Origin of the sequence: Herbiconiux sp. (assembly GCF_023264855.1) — a bacterium.
Lineage (GTDB): Bacteria > Actinomycetota > Actinomycetes > Actinomycetales > Microbacteriaceae > Herbiconiux.
This window is the reverse complement of sequence record NZ_JAHFUW010000001.1, coordinates 24,631-40,211: the sequence shown is the minus strand read 5'-3', so window position 1 is coordinate 40,211 and position 15,581 is coordinate 24,631. Positions and strand designations below refer to the sequence as shown.

Here is a 15,581-nt window from a genome sequence, read left to right as displayed (position 1 = left end):
AGAATAGGGCATGGCCGAAACGACCTCGCGCATCCTGTCGCTGCTCAGCCTGCTGCAGACCCACCGGCAGTGGCCGGGGGCCGAACTCGCCGAGCGACTCGGCGTCACCGAGCGCACCCTCCGGCGCGACATCGAGCGGCTGCGCGAGCTGGGCTACCAGGTGGATGCCACCCGCGGCCTCTCGGGTGGGTACCGGCTCGAAGCGGGCAGCCGGATGCCCCCGCTGCTGCTCACCGACGACGAAGCCGTGGCCACGGCCATCGGCCTGCGGATGACGGCCGGCCGCGGCCTGGTAGACGGCGAGTCGACCACCCTCAGCGCGCTGGCGAAGTTCGAGCAGGTTCTGCCGCCGGCGCTCCGCGAACGGGTGAACGCGCTCGGCGGGGTGCTGCAGCCGACCGCGCCGCGCTCGTGGAACGGCGTCGGCCGGGCGGCGGATCCGCTGCCGTCACCGGCCGTGCCGCATGAACTCCTCGGCCGCCTGGCCCTGGCCTGCCGCGATCACGAGCGCATCCGCTTCCGGTACACCGCCGCCGATGGGGCCGAGAGCGCCCGCACGGTCGATCCGCACGCCCTGGTGGCCTCGCTGCGCAGCTGGTTCCTGGTGTGCTGGGACGTGCAGCGGGAGGATTGGCGCAGCTTCCGGCTCGACCGGATGAGCGACTTCTTCGGCACCCGGCTGCACGTGGCGCCCCGCGAGCTGCCCGAGGCCGACGCCGCCCGCTTCCTCGAGAACTCGATCGCCGGGATGCGCCGCACCGTCTCGCTGGAGGTGCGGCTGGCGCTGCCGCTCGAGCGGTTCCAGGAGGCGTTCGGCGGGTACTCGGAGGGCGCCGAGGCGATCGACGAGCACACCACCCGCTGGCCGATCCACGGCGACACCCTCGAGGTGACGCTCTCGCGCCTGCTCTGGATCCCGCCCGGGGTCGACTACGTGCTGCACGGGCCGCCCGACCTGCTCGAGCGCGCGGCCGAGATCGCCGAACGGATGCGACGGGCGATCAGCGCGCATCCAGCGAGCTCACCGGATGGGGGCGCCCGCGCCTGAGATGATGGTCCCACGATGACGTACGAACTCCCGCCCCTGGGCGCCCTCCCCGACGAGGCCATCACGATCGGCGCGCACGCCGAGGACTGGCGTGCCGCCATCCGGGTCGTCGCCGACGCGCTGGTCGCCTCCGGAGCGGCCGAGGATCCCTACGGCGAGCGGATGATCGCCCTGGTCGAGCAGTTCGGTCCCTACATCGTGATCGCCCCCGGGCTCGCCCTCGCCCACGCCCGGCCCGGCCCCGACGTGCTCGCGCCGGGCCTCGCGCTGGTCACCCTCGCCGAGCCGGTCGCGTTCGGGCACGCCCACAACGACCCCGTGTCGGTGGTGATCGGGCTCGCCGCCGCCGAGGCCGACCAGCACGTCGCATCCGTCGCCGGACTGGCCAACGTGTTCAACGACCCGAGCGTCATCCCGGCGCTCGCCGAAGCGGCCTCCGCCGACGAGATCCGGCGACTTCTCAGCCGCGCCGCGGAGCCGGGCTTATCCTGAGACCGTGAAGATCGTTGCGTTGTGCGGTGCCGGAATCGGAACCTCGGAGATCCTCCGGGTGAACGCCCTGCGCGCGCTCGAGCGGCTCGACGTCGAGGCCGAGGTCGCGGCCTCCGACGTGGCAGGTGTCGCGGTCGCCGCTGCGGGGGCCCAGGTCATCCTCACCTCACCCGAGCTGGTGTCCTCGATCGGCGCCACGAACGCCGACATCGTCGTGATCACCAACTACTTCGACCTCGACGAGATCACCGCGAAGCTCGAGATCGCCGTCGGCTGAGCCGACCCTAGCGGAACAGCCGCCGCAGGATGTTCGTGTCGGCCAGGTCGACCAGTTCGTCGCCCCGCCCCGACAGGATCGTGCGGATGGCGTAGAGGGTGAACCCCTTCGCCTGCTCGGCCGTGACGGTGGGCGGGATCGACAGCTCCTGCCGCGCGGTCACCACGTTCACCAGCGCCGGCCCCGGATGCGCGAACGCGGCGCGCAGGGCCCCCTCCAGCTCGCCCGGCTTCTCGACCCGCTGCGCGTGGAGGCCCATCGCGCTCGCCACCGCCGCGAAGTCGGGGTTGTCGAGGTCGGTGCCGAAGTTCACGAACCCGGCGGCCTTCATCTCCACCTCGACGAAGTTGAGCGAGGAGTTGTCGAACACCACGATCTTCACGGGCAGTTTGCTCTGCCTCAGGGTGAGCAGCTCACCGAGCAGCATCGACAGGCCGCCGTCACCGGAGAGGGCGATCACCTGCCGATCCGGGAACGCGCTCTGCGCTCCGATGGCGTGCGGCACCGCGTTCGCCATCGTGCCGTGGCTGAACGAGCCGATCAGCCGGCGCCGGCCGTTCATCGTCAGGTAGCGAGCGGCCCACACCACGGGGGAGCCGACATCCGGGATGAAGACCGCGTCGTCCGACGCCAGCTCGCTCACCAGCCGGGCGACGTACTGCGGATGGATCGGCTCGCGACCGCGGTCGTCGTCGGCCAGCGCGTCCAGGCCCTTCCTCGACTTCCCGTAGTGCGCCACCGAGGAGTCGAGGTGCTTGCGGTTCGCCTTCTCCTCGAGCAGCGGCAGCAGGGCGTCGATCGTGTCGCCGACGTCGCCCACCAGCCCCAGGTCGATCGGGGTGCGCTTGCCCAGTTGCTCACCGCGGATGTCGACCTGCACGATCTGCGCCTTCGAGGGGTAGAACTGCGGATACGGGAAGTCGGTACCGAGCATCAGCAGGGCGTCGCAGCTCTCCATCGCCCGATAGCCCGAGGCGAAGCCGAGCAGGCCCGTCATGCCCACGTCGTACGGGTTGTCGTACTCGAGGAACTCCTTGCCGCGCAGAGCGTGCACCAGCGGGGCCTTGAGCTTCTCGGCCAGGGCGAGCACCTGCGCGTGCGCGCCCTCGGTGCCGGCGCCGCCGAGGATCGTGACCGCCTTCGCGCCGTTCAGGATGCCGGCGGCCCGCGCGAGTTCGGCGTCGTCGGGGCGGATCACCGGATGCGTCGCCCGGATCGGCGCGGATTTCGGCCGTCCGGCCGACGACGCCAGGAAGATCTCGCCCGGGATGACCACGACGGCCACCCCGCGCCGCTCGATCGCCGTGCGCATCGCGATCTCGAGCACCCGGGGCAGCTGCTCGGGGGTGCTCACCAGCTCGCAGTAGACGCTGCACTCGCGGAAGAGCTCCTGCGGGTGCGTCTCCTGGAAGTAGCCGCTGCCGATCTCGCTCGCCGGGATCTGAGCCGCGATGGCGAGCACCGGCACCCGGCTGCGGTTCGCGTCGAAGAGGCCGTTGATCAGGTGCAGGTTACCGGGCCCGCAGCTGCCCGCGCAGACCGCGAGTTCACCGGTGAGGGCGGCGTCGGCGGCCGCCGCGAAGGCCGCCGCCTCTTCGTGCCGCACGTGCGCCCAGGCGAGCCCCGGATGCCGGCGGATCGCATCCGTGAACCCGTTCAGCGAGTCGCCCGGCAGGCCGTAGACCCGGGGCACCCCCGCATCCGCGATGATCTCGACCAGGGTGTCTGCGACGGTAGTCATACTCCGACGCTACGACGTTCCTGGTGCGGCGACCACCTGCGATCGCCCGGGCCTCAGGAGATGCGGTCGCGCATGCCGCCCTCGAGGCGCTGCAGCAGGTCGACGGCGGCCTCGCGGCGGTCGGCGGCCGAGCCCTCGGTGCTCCAGGCGTCGAGGTAGATCTTGAGCTTGGGCTCGGTGCCGCTCGGGCGCACCATGACGCGCGCACCCGGCAGGACGATCCGCAGCACGTCGCTGGCCGGCAGGGCGGCCGAGCCTTCGGCCAGGTCGTCGATCCGTTCGACCGGGAGGCCGCCGATCTCGGTGGGCGGATCGGCGCGCAGCCTCGCCATCACCACGTCGATCTGCGCGAGATCGGTGACGCGCAGCGAGATCTGCGCCGAGGCGTAGTGGCCGAAGCGCTCGGCGAACGCCGTCAGGCGATCCGCGATGCTCTGCCCGGAGGCGGCCAGCGCCGTGGCGAGGCTGAGGAAGGCGACGGCGGCCGAGATGCCGTCCTTGTCGCGCACGGTGCCGGGGTTCACCAGGTAGCCGAGCGCCTCCTCGTAGCCGAACACCAGGCCGGGCGCGCGGGAGACCCACTTGAACCCGGTGAGCGTCTCGGCCCAGCCGAGGCCGTATTCCGCGGCGACCATCCCGAGCGCGGGCGAGGAGACGATCGAGCAGGCGAGCGTGGGGGAGGCGCCGGAATCGGTGCCGGACTCCGTGGTCAGCGGCTCGGCGCTCGCCAGCTCGGCGGCGCGCCAGCCGAGCAGCTGCCCCACTTCGTTGCCGGTCAGTGGGCGGTAGCCGTCGGCGGAGGACGCATCCGGGATCGCGACCGCCAAGCGGTCGGCATCCGGATCGTTCGCGATGATGAGGTCGGCCGACACCTCGCGCGCCTTCGCATAGCTGAGGTCGAGTGCGCCGGGCTCCTCCGGATTGGGGAAGGCCACGGTCGGGAAGTCGGGGTCGGGCTCGATCTGCGCGTCGACCAGCACGGGCGCCGGGAAGCCGGCCGCCTCGAGCACGCGCGCCACCGTCTCCCAGCCCACGCCGTGCATCGCCGTGTAGACGACGGTGAGCGAGGGTGCTCCGGATGCGGCGGCGCCGGCTGCCGCGCGGGCTCTCGTGAGTGCCGGATCCTCGAGCGCGATGGCCGCGGTCGCCGCGACGTAGGCCTCGACGAGGCTCTCCGGTGCGATCTCGTAGGCCTCCGACCGCGGCAGCTCGAGCACGTTCGCCGTGGCGGCGACGCGGTCGATCTGCGCCGCGATCTGCGCGTCGACCGGTGACACGATCTGCGATCCCTCATCGGCGTCGCCGAGGTAGACCTTGTAGCCGTTGTCGCGCGGCGGGTTGTGCGAGGCGGTCACCATGACGCCCGCCGAGACGCCGAGCTCGCGCACCGCGAAGGCCACCAGCGGCGTGGGCAGCAGACGCGGCAGCAGGACGGCCCGGATGCCCGCACCCGCCATGATCTCGGCCGTGTCGGTGGCGAAGACCCGTGAGTTCTTGCGGCCGTCGTAGCCGATGACGATCGAGGGCGTGCCCGTGGTGCCGTCGGCGCCGCCGGACGCCCGCTCGAGCAGGAACGCGGCGAGGCCCGCCGCCGCCTGCCCGACCAGCACCCGGTTCATCCGGTTCGGGCCGGCCGCCAGCTCACCGCGGAGGCCGGCCGTGCCGAACGCCAGCCGGGTGCCGAAGCGGGAGCGCAGCTCGTCGGCCGCATCCGCGGCACTGCGCCCGACCGCTTCGAGCAGATCCGCGAGTTCGGTGCGGGTCTCCTCGTCGGGATCCTGCGCCATCCAGGCGAGCGCCTCCTCGGCGAGCACCTCGAGGTCGTTGGGGACGTCGTCGGCCGAGGGGGTCGAGCCGTTCGCCGAGCCGGATGCGGCGCCCGATCCGCTGTTCGCTGTGGTCACGGTGCGGCCTAGAGGGCCTCGACGACCCGGGCGAGCAGCGCCCCGATCCTCGCCTCGGCGTTGCGGCCGGCCTCGATCACCTCGGCGTGGCTGAGCGGCGTCTTCTGGATGCCCGCCGCGAGGTTCGTGATCAGCGAGAAGCCGATGATCTCCATGCCGGCCTCGCGGGCGGCGATGGCCTCGAGGGCGGTCGACATGCCGACGATGTGGCCGCCGATGGCCTTCGCCATCTGCACCTCGGCCGGGGTCTCGTAGTGTGGGCCGCGGAACTGCACGTACACGCCGTCGTCGAGCGAGGAGTCGACCGTGCGGGCGACCTCGCGCAGCCGCGCCGAGTACAGGTCGGTGAGGTCGATGAAGGTGACGCCCTCGAGGGGGGAGTCGGCGGTGAGGTTGATGTGGTCGCTGATCAGCACCGGGGTACCCGGCGTCCAGGTCTCCTTGATGCCGCCGGCGCCGTTCGTGAGCACCATCGTCTTCGCCCCGGTCGCGGCGGCGGTGCGCACGCTGTGCACGACCCGGCGCACGCCGTGGCCCTCGTAGTAGTGCGTGCGGGCGCCGATCACCAATGCGTGCCGGCCGTCGGCCAGGCGGATCGAGCGCAGCGTGCCGACGTGGCCCGGCACCGCCGGCATCCCGAAACCGACGACGTCGCTCGCGGGCACGTTCGCCACGGTCTCGCCGAGCAGATCGGCGGCCTTGCCCCAGCCGCTGCCGAGTGTCAGGGCGATGTCGTGATGCGCGACGCCCGACAGCTCGGCGATCTGCGCAGCGGCCTCACGGGCGATCGCGAAGGGGTCGGATGCGGGGTCATCGAGGGGATTGGTGCTGGTGATCGACATCCATCCACTCTATTCAATCCTCGGGCCGTTGGTCATTCCTCGGGCCGGTGGTCACTACGCGGACCGTCGGTCACTCAGCGATCCCGCTGGGACACCGCTCGAGCGATCGCGGCCACCAGGAAGTAGAGGCCGCCGAGGATGCCCACCACGGCCATCACCCACAAGTGCCAGGAGCGCGAGATCGGCTCGCCGGAATGCACCGAGAGCAGGGCGATCCCGATCACCCCGATCACGAGCGCCACGACCGCGGCGACGAAGACGCGGGCCACCGGACGCTTGCGCCCGGGCGTTCCCGCGGCGCTCACAGCCGCCTCCGCGCTCGACCGGACACCGGCACACACCCCTGGATCACACCGAAACCCTAGCCGATCCGGCGGGCCCGCCCAGAAGTCATCCGCCGTTGGTTTTGCCAGCCCGCTCTCAGGCGGGACAATGGCCTCATGGCCTATGAGTTCGAGCGCAAACAACGTGTCGCCGTCGTCGGGGGAGGCCCGGGCGGGTACGAAGCCGCGATCGCGGGTGCGCAGCTCGGCGCCGAGGTCACCCTGATCGAACAGGTGGGGGTGGGCGGCTCGGCCGTCATCACCGACGTGGTGCCCTCCAAGACGCTGATCGCGGTGGCCGAGGCCACCAACGCCATCGGCGAGGCCGCCGACCTCGGTGTGCAGTTCTTCTCCCGCAGCGAGAAGAACGGGCGCCCGGTGCGGCCCGAGGTTGCCGTGAACCTCGCGCAGGTCAACAAGCGCCTGCTCGGTCTCGCCCGGCAGCAGTCCGAAGACATGCGGGCCAGCCTCATCCGCGCCGGCGTCAAGGTGCTCAACGGGCACGGGCGGCTCGACGGGCCCGACACCGTGATCGTCTCCACCGGCGCGGGCGACGGCGGCACCGACTTCGAGCACATCGACGCCGACACCATCGTCATCTCCGTGGGAGCCAGCCCGCGCATCCTGCCCTCGGCCGTGCCCGATGGCGAGCGCATCTTCACCTGGACCCAGCTCTACAGCCTCACCGCCGTGCCCGAGCACCTGATCGTGGTGGGATCCGGTGTCACCGGCGCCGAGTTCGCCTCGGCCTACACGGCGCTCGGCTCGAAGGTGACGCTGATCTCCTCGCGCGACCAGGTGCTGCCCGGCGAAGACGCGGATGCGGCGGCCGTGATCGAGAACGTGTTCAAGCGCAACGGCATGACCGTGCTCTCGAAGTCGCGGGCCGATTCGGTGGAGCGCACCGCCGACGGCGTGGTCGCGATCCTCTCCGACGGCACCCGGGTCGAGGGCTCGCACTGCCTGATGGCGGTCGGCTCCGTTCCGAACACGAAGGGCATCGGCCTCGAGGAGGCCGGCATCCAGCTCTCGGACTCGGGCCACATTCGGGTGAACCGGGTGGCGCGCACGAGCGCACCGAACATCTACGCCGCCGGCGACTGCACCACGTTCCTGCCGCTGGCCTCCGTGGCCTCGATGCAGGGGCGCACGGCGATGTTCCACGCCATGGGTGACGCCGTCAACCCCACGGAGCTGCGCAATGTGGCCTCGAACATCTTCACCCAGCCGCAGATCGCGACCGTGGGCTGGACCCAGCGCCAGATCGAAGAGGGCATCGCCCAGGGCGACATCTACAAGCTGCCGCTCTCCTCCAACCCGCGCGCCAAGATGATGGGTATCAAGGACGGCTTCGTGAAGCTGTTCGCCCGCACGGGCTCGGGCACCGTCATCGGCGGTGTGGTGGTGGCCCCCAACGCCTCAGAGCTGATCTTCCCGATCGCCCTGGCGGTGGAGCACCGCCTCACGGTCGACCAGGTCTCCCGCGCCTTCACGGTCTACCCGAGCCTCTCGGGCAGCATCTCCGATGCCGCCCGAGCCATGCACATCGTGCTCTAAGGCTCCGCCGAGAAGTCGCAAATGGCCCCTAAACCCGCGGGTTAGGGGCCATTTGCGACTTCTCGGTGAGCTCAGGCGATAGACAAGAGCACGTGGCCCGAGGAGACTGTGCTGCCTACTGCGGCCTGGATGTTGCTGATGGTGCCGTCTTTGTGGGCGGTGATGGGCTGTTCCATCTTCATGGCTTCCAGGACTAGGACGAGGTCGCCCTTGACGACCTGGTCGCCGTCGGCGACGGCGATCTTCACGACGGTGGCCTGCATGGGGGCCTTGACCGAGTCGCCCGTGGCACTGGAGACACCGGAGGCTGCGGCACCGCGGCGCTTCGGCGGGGCGCCGGCCGTGCGGGAGGAGGAGGCGGCGCCCGATCCGGAACCCGCACCCAGGCGGGCGGGGAGGGCGACCTCCACGCGCTTGCCGGCCACCTCGACGATCACCGTGCGGCGCTCGGGAGCGGGCGCGGCGTCTTCGAGCGAACCGCTCCAGGGCTCGGCGGGGTTGACGTAGTCGGTCTCGATCCAGCGGGTGTAGATGGAGAAGGGCTCGCCGTCGGAGGGCGCGAAGGCCTCGTTGCGCACCACGTCGCGGTGGAAGGGGAGCACGGTCGGGAGGCCGGCGACCTCGAACTCGTCCAGGGCGCGACGGGCGCGCTCCAGGGCGTCTTCGCGGGTGGCGCCGGTGACGATGAGCTTGGCGAGCAGCGAGTCGAACGACCCGGAGATCACGTCACCCGCCTGCACGCCGGAGTCGACGCGCACACCGGGACCGCCGGCGGGCTTGAACACGTGCACGGGGCCGGGGGAGGGCAGGAAGCCGCGGCCCGGGTCTTCGCCGTTGATGCGGAACTCGAAGGAGTGGCCGTGCGGCACCGGGTCGGCGTAGTCGAGCGTGCCGCCCTCGGCGAGCCGGAACTGCTCGCGCACCAGGTCGATGCCGGTGACCTCTTCGGAGACCGGATGCTCGACCTGCAGTCGCGTGTTCACCTCGAGGAACGAGACGGTGCCGTCTTTGCCGATCAGGAACTCGCAGGTGCCGGCGCCGAGGTAGCCGACCTCTTTCAGGATGGCCTTCGAGGCCGAATAGAGCAGGTCGTTCTGCTCCTTCGACAGGTAAGGGGCCGGAGCCTCCTCGACCAGCTTCTGGTGCCGGCGCTGCAGCGAGCAGTCGCGGGTGGAGACGACCACGACGTTGCCGTAGGCATCCGCCAGGCACTGGGTCTCGACGTGGCGGGGCTGGTCGAGGTACTTCTCGACGAAGCACTCGCCGCGGCCGAAGGCGGCGATCGCCTCGCGGGTGGCCGAGTCGAACATCTCGGGAACCTCTTCGACCGTGCGGGCGACCTTGAGGCCGCGGCCGCCGCCGCCGAAGGCCGCCTTGATGGCCACGGGCAGGCCGTGGATCGCCACGAAGTCGAGCACCTCGTCGGCACCCGTGACGGGGTCGATCGTGCCGGGGGCGAGAGGCGCGCCCACCTTCTCGGCCACGTGCCGGGCCGAGACCTTGTCGCCGAGCTTCTCGATGGCCTCGGGGGAGGGGCCGATCCAGGTGAGGCCCGCGCCGATCACCGCACGCGCGAAGTCGGCGTTCTCGGCCAGGAAGCCGTAGCCCGGGTGCACGGCGTCGGCACCGGAGCGGCGCGCCACCGACAGGATCTTGTCGATCACCAGGTACGTCTCGGCACTCGTGGTGCCCTCCAGCGCGTACGCCTCGTCGGCGAGCTGGGCGTGCAGGGCGTCGCGATCCTGGTCGGCGTAGACGGCGACGGAGGCGATTCCGCTGTCCCGTGCGGCGCGGATGACGCGCACGGCGATCTCGCCCCGGTTGGCGATGAGGACCTTGGTGATTCGAGGCATAATCACCTAGCTTATTGCCGCCGCCCATCCCTCCTTTGGCATGTGCTCACAAAAATGGGCGTGCGACCCTGGCGGAATCAGACAACGACGCCGGATGCGGTGGCCCGGCCGCCCGGAAACCGGGTGTCGGAAAGCGGGCGTCACAGGCCGGGGCCGGCCACGGCATCCGGATTCCAGAAGTCGGTCCAGGAGACGCCGTACCCGGCCAGCAGATCGCGCAACACCGGCAACGACATGCCGATCACCGCCGAGGGGGCGCCCGTGATGGTGCGGACGAAAGGCGCGGCCAGACCGTCGATCGTGAAGGCGCCCGCCACCAGCAGCGGCTCGCCCGAGCCCACGTAGGCGTCGATCTCGGCATCGGAGATGTCGTCGGCGAAGGTGAGCTCGGCATGGTCGGTGCGGCCGGAGGCGCTCTGCCGCCGCCCGCCGCGGTGGTCGATCAGCCAGTGGCCGGAGTGCAGGATGCCGCTCTTGCCGCGCTGGGCGAGCCAGCGCTCGCGGGCCACCTCGGGGCGGTGCGGCTTGCCGTAGGCGACGCCGTCGAGCTCGAAGGCCGAGTCGCCGCCCAGGATGAAGCCGTCGATCGGCTCGCCGTCCACCAGCGACCCCACCACGGCCTCGGCCTTGGCCTCGGCGAGAAGCTGCACCATGGCATCCGGAGTCAGCGGGCCGTGGGCCTGCTCGGCGGCGACCACCGCGGCCTCCTCGTCGACGTGCGAGGGCACGAGCAAGGGCTCGATGCCGATCTGCCGCAGCAGTGCGAGGCGGGCGGGCGAGGTGGAGGCGAGGTACAGGCGCACGGAGGGCCTTCCAGGAGCGAGCTGTGGGATGCTCGGAGGATGAATACAGACCGGAACGGGCTCGTAGAGCTGGACATCGACAATGTAGCCCACGGCGGCGTGACGGTGGGCCGGCTCGACGGCCGTGTGGTGTTCGTGGCCGACGCCATCCCGGGCGAGCGGGTGCTGGCGCGCATCGTCGACGACGCCAAGTCGTCGTTCTGGCGGGCCGACACGGTCGAGGTGCTGACGGCGTCCGAGGACAGGGTGCCGCACGTCTGGGCTGCCGCCTCGGTGGAGCGTTCTCCCGAGCAGCGCGCCGGCGGAGCCGAGTTCGGGCACATCGCCCTGCCGCGCCAGCGGGCACTCAAGGCCGTGGTGCTGCAGGACGCGCTGAAGCGGATGGGTGGAGGCCTCGAGCGCACGGTCGAGGTGGAGGCGATCGGGGCGGATGCCCCGGATGCTCCGGATGCGGTGGGCGCGCCGGGCCCGGACGGCACGGCTCCGGATGCCGCGGCCCCCGGCACCCGCTGGCGCACGCGGCTGCGCCTGCACGTCGGCCCCGACGGCCGGATCGGCCCGTACGCCGCCCGCTCGCACACCGTCATCCCGGTCGACGACCTACCCCTCGCCACCGCCGCGATCGAGGAGTCCGCCGCGCTGTCCCGGATCGTGGACGACGCCGTGGCCGTGGAGTTCGTCGAGACCGCCGACGGGCAGGTGCGGGTGTCGCGCGTGGCCGAGGAGCTGTCGAAGACCGGTGGCCGCGGGCATCCGCGGGGCTCCCAGCGGGGATCGGCGCGCGGTGCCGGAGGGCGAGGCGCTCGCGCGGGCGCTGCATCCGGAACCGGCTCCCGCACGGGTTCGGCCCCGACCTCGGGGGCGGCCGCCGCCCGCAAGCCCGCCACCATCACCGAGCGGGTGGGCGAGCGCGAGTTCCGGCTGGCCGAGAACGGCTTCTGGCAGGTGCACCGCGACGCGGCCCGCACCCTGAGCGCGGCGGTTCAGGCGCAGACGGATTCCGCCCTGTTCGATCCGCGGGCCGCCAACCACGACCTCTACGGCGGTGTCGGCCTGCTCGCCGCGACGATCGGCGACCGCTTCGGCCCCGCCACCCGCATCACCACCGTCGAGAGCGACGCCACCGCCACCGACTACGCCTCTGCCAACCTCGCCGAGTGGATCGGCGCCCGCGCGGTCACCGCGCGGGTCGACCGCTACCTCTCCGACCTCGAGAAGCAGTCCTCGGCGCACGAGCTGCAGCGGCTCGCCGCGGCGACGATGGTGATCGACCCGCCGCGATCCGGCGCCGGCAAGCAGGTGGTCGGCTCGCTGACCCGCCTGAAGGTGGCGCAGGTCGTCTACGTGGCCTGCGACCCGGTGGCGTTCGCGCGCGACGTGGCCCTGTTCCGCGAGGCGGGCTACGAGCTGGCCTCGCTGCGCGCCTTCGACCTCTTTCCGCACACCCACCACGTGGAGACGATCGGCGTGCTCGTGCGCGCCTGACGCCTCCTCTTTCCGCCCGAAGGGCCCCGAGGCTCGGAGGGCTCCGCGGATGGCGGTCGTAGGATGGAATCACGCTTTCTCGAGGGGTGGGCAGTGCACGACGACGATGACGCCGCCGCGAGCGGCACGGACGAGACGACGGCACAGGCGGCACCCGCCGTGCGCGTGGCCATCGTCGACGACCACGAATCGGTTCGGCTCGGCGTGCGCGCCGCCTGCCAGGACGCCGGACTCGAGGTGGTGGCCGCCAGCGCCTCGGTGAGCGATCTCTGGGTCGTCCTGGCCGGGCAGCAGTGCGACGTGGTGGTGCTCGACCTCAGCCTCGGCGACGGGTTCACCGTCACCGAGAACGTGCAGCACGCCCTCGGCCTCGGCGCGGCCGTGCTCGTGCACAGCATCGCCGACCGGGTGGGTCTCGTGCGCGAGGCGCTCGCCGCGGGGGCCGCGGGCGTCATCCCGAAGTCCGCCGCCACCAGCGCGGTCGTCGCGGCCATCGTGGCGGTGGCCCGGGGAGACGTGCTCAACAATCTGGAGTGGGCGAGCGCCATCGACGCCGACCGGGAGTTCGGCAAGGCGCAGCTGGCCCAGCGCGAGCGCGACGTGCTGCACCTCTACGCCTCGGGACTGCCGCTGTCGCAGGTGGCCCTGAAGCTCGGCATCAAGGCCTCCACCGCCAAGGAGTACCTCGACCGCATCCGCGCCAAGTACGTCGAGGTCGGCCGCCCCGCCCGCTCCAAGGTCGAGCTGCTGCGCCGGGCGGTGGAGGACGGCATCCTCGCCCTCGACGACAGGGGCGCCCTCGACGACCGCGGGCATGTCCGCTAGCAACCCGGCCACGGCACCGGCGCCGCCGGCGAGGCCGCGACTCAGCCGCACCCGCATCGACCTCACGCTCGCCCGGCTCGAGGGACTGTTCGGCCTGATCTTCGCCGTGCTCTCGATCCCCGTGCTGAACGACTCGGTGCACACGCTCAAGCCCGAGTGGGCCTGGTGCGTGGCGATCGGGGTGTTCGGGTCGATGGCCGTGGCCGCGGTCTGTTCGCTGCTGGGGCGCGGTATCCGCCTGAGCACGGGAGTGTTCGCGGTGCTGTTCGTGGTCATCCTGCTGCTCTGGCCGTTCGCGGTGCGGGATACGGATGCAGCCATCGGCACCCAGCCCTGGCTCTGGTACATCGTCACCGTGGCGATCGCGGCCGCCGGTATCTCCTTCCCGATCGTCTGGGCCGGGGTCTACACGCTCACGGTCCCGGTGGTCTACGCAGTGCTGCGCATCCTGCCGGCCGGCGGGCAGGCCCCGTGGGAGATCGCGGTGCTCGACGCGTTCTACGCCCTCGTGCTCGGCGCGTTCATCGTGATCGTGGTCACCGCGCTGCGGGCGGCCGCCAGCCGGGTCGACGACGCCCAGGCCACCGCCACCGGCCGCTACGCCGAGGCGGCGAAGCAGCACGCCGCCGAGCAGGAGCGCACCCGGGTCGACACCGTCATCCACGACCGGGTACTCTCGACGCTGCTCGCCGCCTCGCGGGCGGCGTCGGACGCCGACCGCGCTCTCGCCGTGCAGATGGCCGAGCAGGCCCTGGTGGCGCTGCAGAGTGCCGACGCCGAGACCGCCGGCGGCCGGCTGCAGCCTCTCGGCGCGCTGGCGGAGCGCTGCCGGGCGCTCGCCGACACGCTCGCGGCCGACATCCGATTCACCGCCGAGGGCGACCTGCGGGCGCTGGTTCCGGAGCGCGTGGCCGAGGGCTTCTACTCGGCAACAGTGCAGGCGATGGTCAACAGCATCCGGCACGCCGGCGACGGCGACGGCGACGGGGACGGGGACAGCGAAAGCGACGGGGAGGCCGGCCCTGCCGTCCACCGCACCTTGACGGTGCACGGCTGGGGCGATGCCGGCTTCAGCGTGGTGGTCACCGACGACGGCGCAGGCTTCGAACCGGACGCCGTGCCCGCCGACCGGCTGGGGCTGCGGATCTCGATCCGCGAGCGGGTCGGCTCGGTCGGCGGCATCGCCGAGATCCGTTCGGCGCCGGGATCGGGCACCTCTGTGCTGCTGGAGTGGCCGGGCGGCGACCAGGACGGCCGCTTCGCATGATCGGTGTCCCGCGGTTCCTCCTCGTCGGGCTCGCCGCCCTGTTCTCGGCCCTGCACATCGTCCTCGGCATCTCGGCGCTGGACCTGCCGTACTCGCCCGGTCCGTCGATCGTCGCGATGACGCTCTACGGCGCTGCGACCGTGCTGAGCCTGGCGCCGTACCCGGGCATCCGGATGCCGGCACCACTGGCTGCGGTCAACGTCGCCGTGGCATCCGTGGGCCTGATCCTGGTGCTGACCCAGCTGGATCCGACTCTCGAAAACGGCTACGCCACCTGGATCGTGGGAGCGATCGGCACGCTGATGACGATCACGGTGGTGCGGCAGCGACCGTGGTTCGGCTGGAGCGGGCTCGCCGTGATGGTGCTGGCCCTGCTGGTGTGGACGGGCGACCCGCTCGCCCTGCCGGCACTCGGCGCGATCGGCGGCCCGATCTGGGCCGGCGTCGCCCAGGCCACCACCACGGCGATCGCGCACTCCTCCCGCGATGCCCGATTGTTCGAGCAGGCCGAGCACCGCGCGGCCGAATGGCAGGCTCAGGAGGAGGCCGAGTTCTATGAGCGGCGGGTGCGGCTCGGCCAGATGAACCGGCGGGTGGCGCCGATGCTGCGCCGGATCGTCACGAGCGACGGCCGACTCGACGACGCCGCGCGCCGGGAGTGCCTGCACCTGGAGGCGGCCATGCGCGACGAGATCCGCGGCCGGCGCCTGCTGGACGACCGGGTGCGGCACGAGGTGATGGCGGCGCGCCGCCGCGGGGTGGAGGTGACCCTGCTCGACGACGGCGGCATCGACGACCTCGACAGCGCCGCGCACGCCCGGGTGACCGCCGTCATCGCGCAGCAGATCGGCGAGACGAAGGCCGACCGGATGGTGGTGCGCACGGTGCACGACGACCAGGAGGTCGCCGTCACGATCGTGGGCCTTCGCGACCCGGGCGCATCCGGAGCCACCGCCGACTCCCACGCGGGCGAGGCCGAACTCGATCTCTGGCTCGAGGTTCCGCGCTCGGCGGACGACGACTGAGAGCTTTCGGGCGCAAAAGACCGGGGGCCGATTCTCATCGACCCCCGGAAGGCTTTCGAGTCAGGACGATAACCCGAATACCGCCCTGACTCGCCCCCGGAACACGAGCCCGCTTACCCTAGTCGACCCGTGTCCGGCG

14 protein-coding genes are annotated in these 15,581 nt (G+C 71.8%); 8 read left to right on the top strand and 6 right to left on the bottom strand.

What is annotated here, in order from left to right; translation table 11 throughout:
• The first annotated feature begins 10 nt into the window (after window positions 1-10).
• From Q0D75_RS00175 to Q0D75_RS00165, 3 genes are read left to right on the top strand one after another with little or no spacing between them, the layout of a single operon-like run.
• Window positions 11-1,048 (top strand): YafY family protein, encoded by a 1,038-nt coding sequence (locus Q0D75_RS00175; protein ID WP_291047945.1) that lies wholly within the window; start codon window positions 11-13, stop codon window positions 1,046-1,048.
• A gap of 15 nt (window positions 1,049-1,063) precedes the next feature.
• The gene (locus Q0D75_RS00170; RefSeq protein ID WP_291047943.1) at window positions 1,064-1,540 is read left to right on the top strand and encodes a PTS sugar transporter subunit IIA; all 477 of its coding nucleotides are present in this window, start codon (window positions 1,064-1,066) and stop codon (window positions 1,538-1,540) included.
• Between the two features lie 4 nt (window positions 1,541-1,544).
• Entirely contained in the window at window positions 1,545-1,817 is a 273-nt protein-coding gene (locus Q0D75_RS00165) for a PTS ascorbate transporter subunit IIB (RefSeq protein ID WP_291047940.1), read from the top strand.
• A gap of 7 nt (window positions 1,818-1,824) precedes the next feature.
• On the opposite strand, the gene poxB is transcribed toward Q0D75_RS00165, so the two are convergent.
• From poxB to Q0D75_RS00145, 4 genes are all read right to left on the bottom strand, one after another.
• The gene (gene poxB / locus Q0D75_RS00160; RefSeq protein WP_291047938.1) at window positions 1,825-3,558 is read right to left on the bottom strand and encodes a ubiquinone-dependent pyruvate dehydrogenase; all 1,734 of its coding nucleotides are present in this window, start codon (window positions 3,556-3,558) and stop codon (window positions 1,825-1,827) included.
• A gap of 53 nt (window positions 3,559-3,611) precedes the next feature.
• Window positions 3,612-5,345: a phospho-sugar mutase gene (locus Q0D75_RS00155; RefSeq protein WP_291048304.1), complete on the bottom strand. Its 1,734-nt coding sequence runs from the start codon at window positions 5,343-5,345 to the stop codon at window positions 3,612-3,614.
• A gap of 125 nt (window positions 5,346-5,470) precedes the next feature.
• Window positions 5,471-6,304, bottom strand: coding sequence for a purine-nucleoside phosphorylase (locus Q0D75_RS00150; protein ID WP_291047936.1), 834 nt, complete (start codon window positions 6,302-6,304; stop codon window positions 5,471-5,473).
• A gap of 74 nt (window positions 6,305-6,378) precedes the next feature.
• Window positions 6,379-6,609, bottom strand: coding sequence for a hypothetical protein (locus Q0D75_RS00145; RefSeq protein ID WP_291047935.1), 231 nt, complete (start codon window positions 6,607-6,609; stop codon window positions 6,379-6,381).
• Between the two features lie 135 nt (window positions 6,610-6,744).
• Here Q0D75_RS00145 and Q0D75_RS00140 point away from each other — a divergent pair, with 135 nt between their 5' ends.
• A complete protein-coding gene (locus Q0D75_RS00140; RefSeq protein ID WP_291047933.1) occupies window positions 6,745-8,184 on the top strand; it encodes an NAD(P)H-quinone dehydrogenase in 1,440 nt (479 codons plus the stop codon).
• Between the two features lie 71 nt (window positions 8,185-8,255).
• On the opposite strand, the gene Q0D75_RS00135 is transcribed toward Q0D75_RS00140, so the two are convergent.
• Both Q0D75_RS00135 and Q0D75_RS00130 read right to left on the bottom strand, forming a co-directional pair.
• On the bottom strand, window positions 8,256-10,037 hold the full coding sequence (locus Q0D75_RS00135) for a biotin carboxylase N-terminal domain-containing protein (RefSeq protein ID WP_291047930.1): 1,782 nt from the start codon (window positions 10,035-10,037) through the stop codon (window positions 8,256-8,258).
• Between the two features lie 140 nt (window positions 10,038-10,177).
• Window positions 10,178-10,840, bottom strand: coding sequence for a nucleoside triphosphate pyrophosphatase (locus Q0D75_RS00130; RefSeq protein ID WP_291047927.1), 663 nt, complete (start codon window positions 10,838-10,840; stop codon window positions 10,178-10,180).
• Window positions 10,841-10,879: 39 nt separating this feature from the next.
• Here Q0D75_RS00130 and Q0D75_RS00125 point away from each other — a divergent pair, with 39 nt between their 5' ends.
• From Q0D75_RS00125 to Q0D75_RS00110, 4 genes are all read left to right on the top strand, one after another.
• The gene (locus Q0D75_RS00125) at window positions 10,880-12,325 is read left to right on the top strand and encodes a class I SAM-dependent RNA methyltransferase (RefSeq protein ID WP_291047925.1); all 1,446 of its coding nucleotides are present in this window, start codon (window positions 10,880-10,882) and stop codon (window positions 12,323-12,325) included.
• 159 nt (window positions 12,326-12,484) lie between these two features.
• On the top strand, window positions 12,485-13,150 hold the full coding sequence (locus Q0D75_RS00120) for a response regulator transcription factor (RefSeq protein WP_291048301.1): 666 nt from the start codon (window positions 12,485-12,487) through the stop codon (window positions 13,148-13,150).
• Window positions 13,140-14,417, top strand: coding sequence for an ATP-binding protein (locus Q0D75_RS00115; RefSeq protein WP_291047923.1), 1,278 nt, complete (start codon window positions 13,140-13,142; stop codon window positions 14,415-14,417). Before Q0D75_RS00120 ends, Q0D75_RS00115 begins: the two co-directional genes overlap by 11 nt.
• A complete protein-coding gene (locus Q0D75_RS00110; RefSeq protein ID WP_291047921.1) occupies window positions 14,414-15,442 on the top strand; it encodes a hypothetical protein in 1,029 nt (342 codons plus the stop codon). Before Q0D75_RS00115 ends, Q0D75_RS00110 begins: the two co-directional genes overlap by 4 nt.
• The last annotated feature ends 139 nt before the right edge of the window (window positions 15,443-15,581 follow it).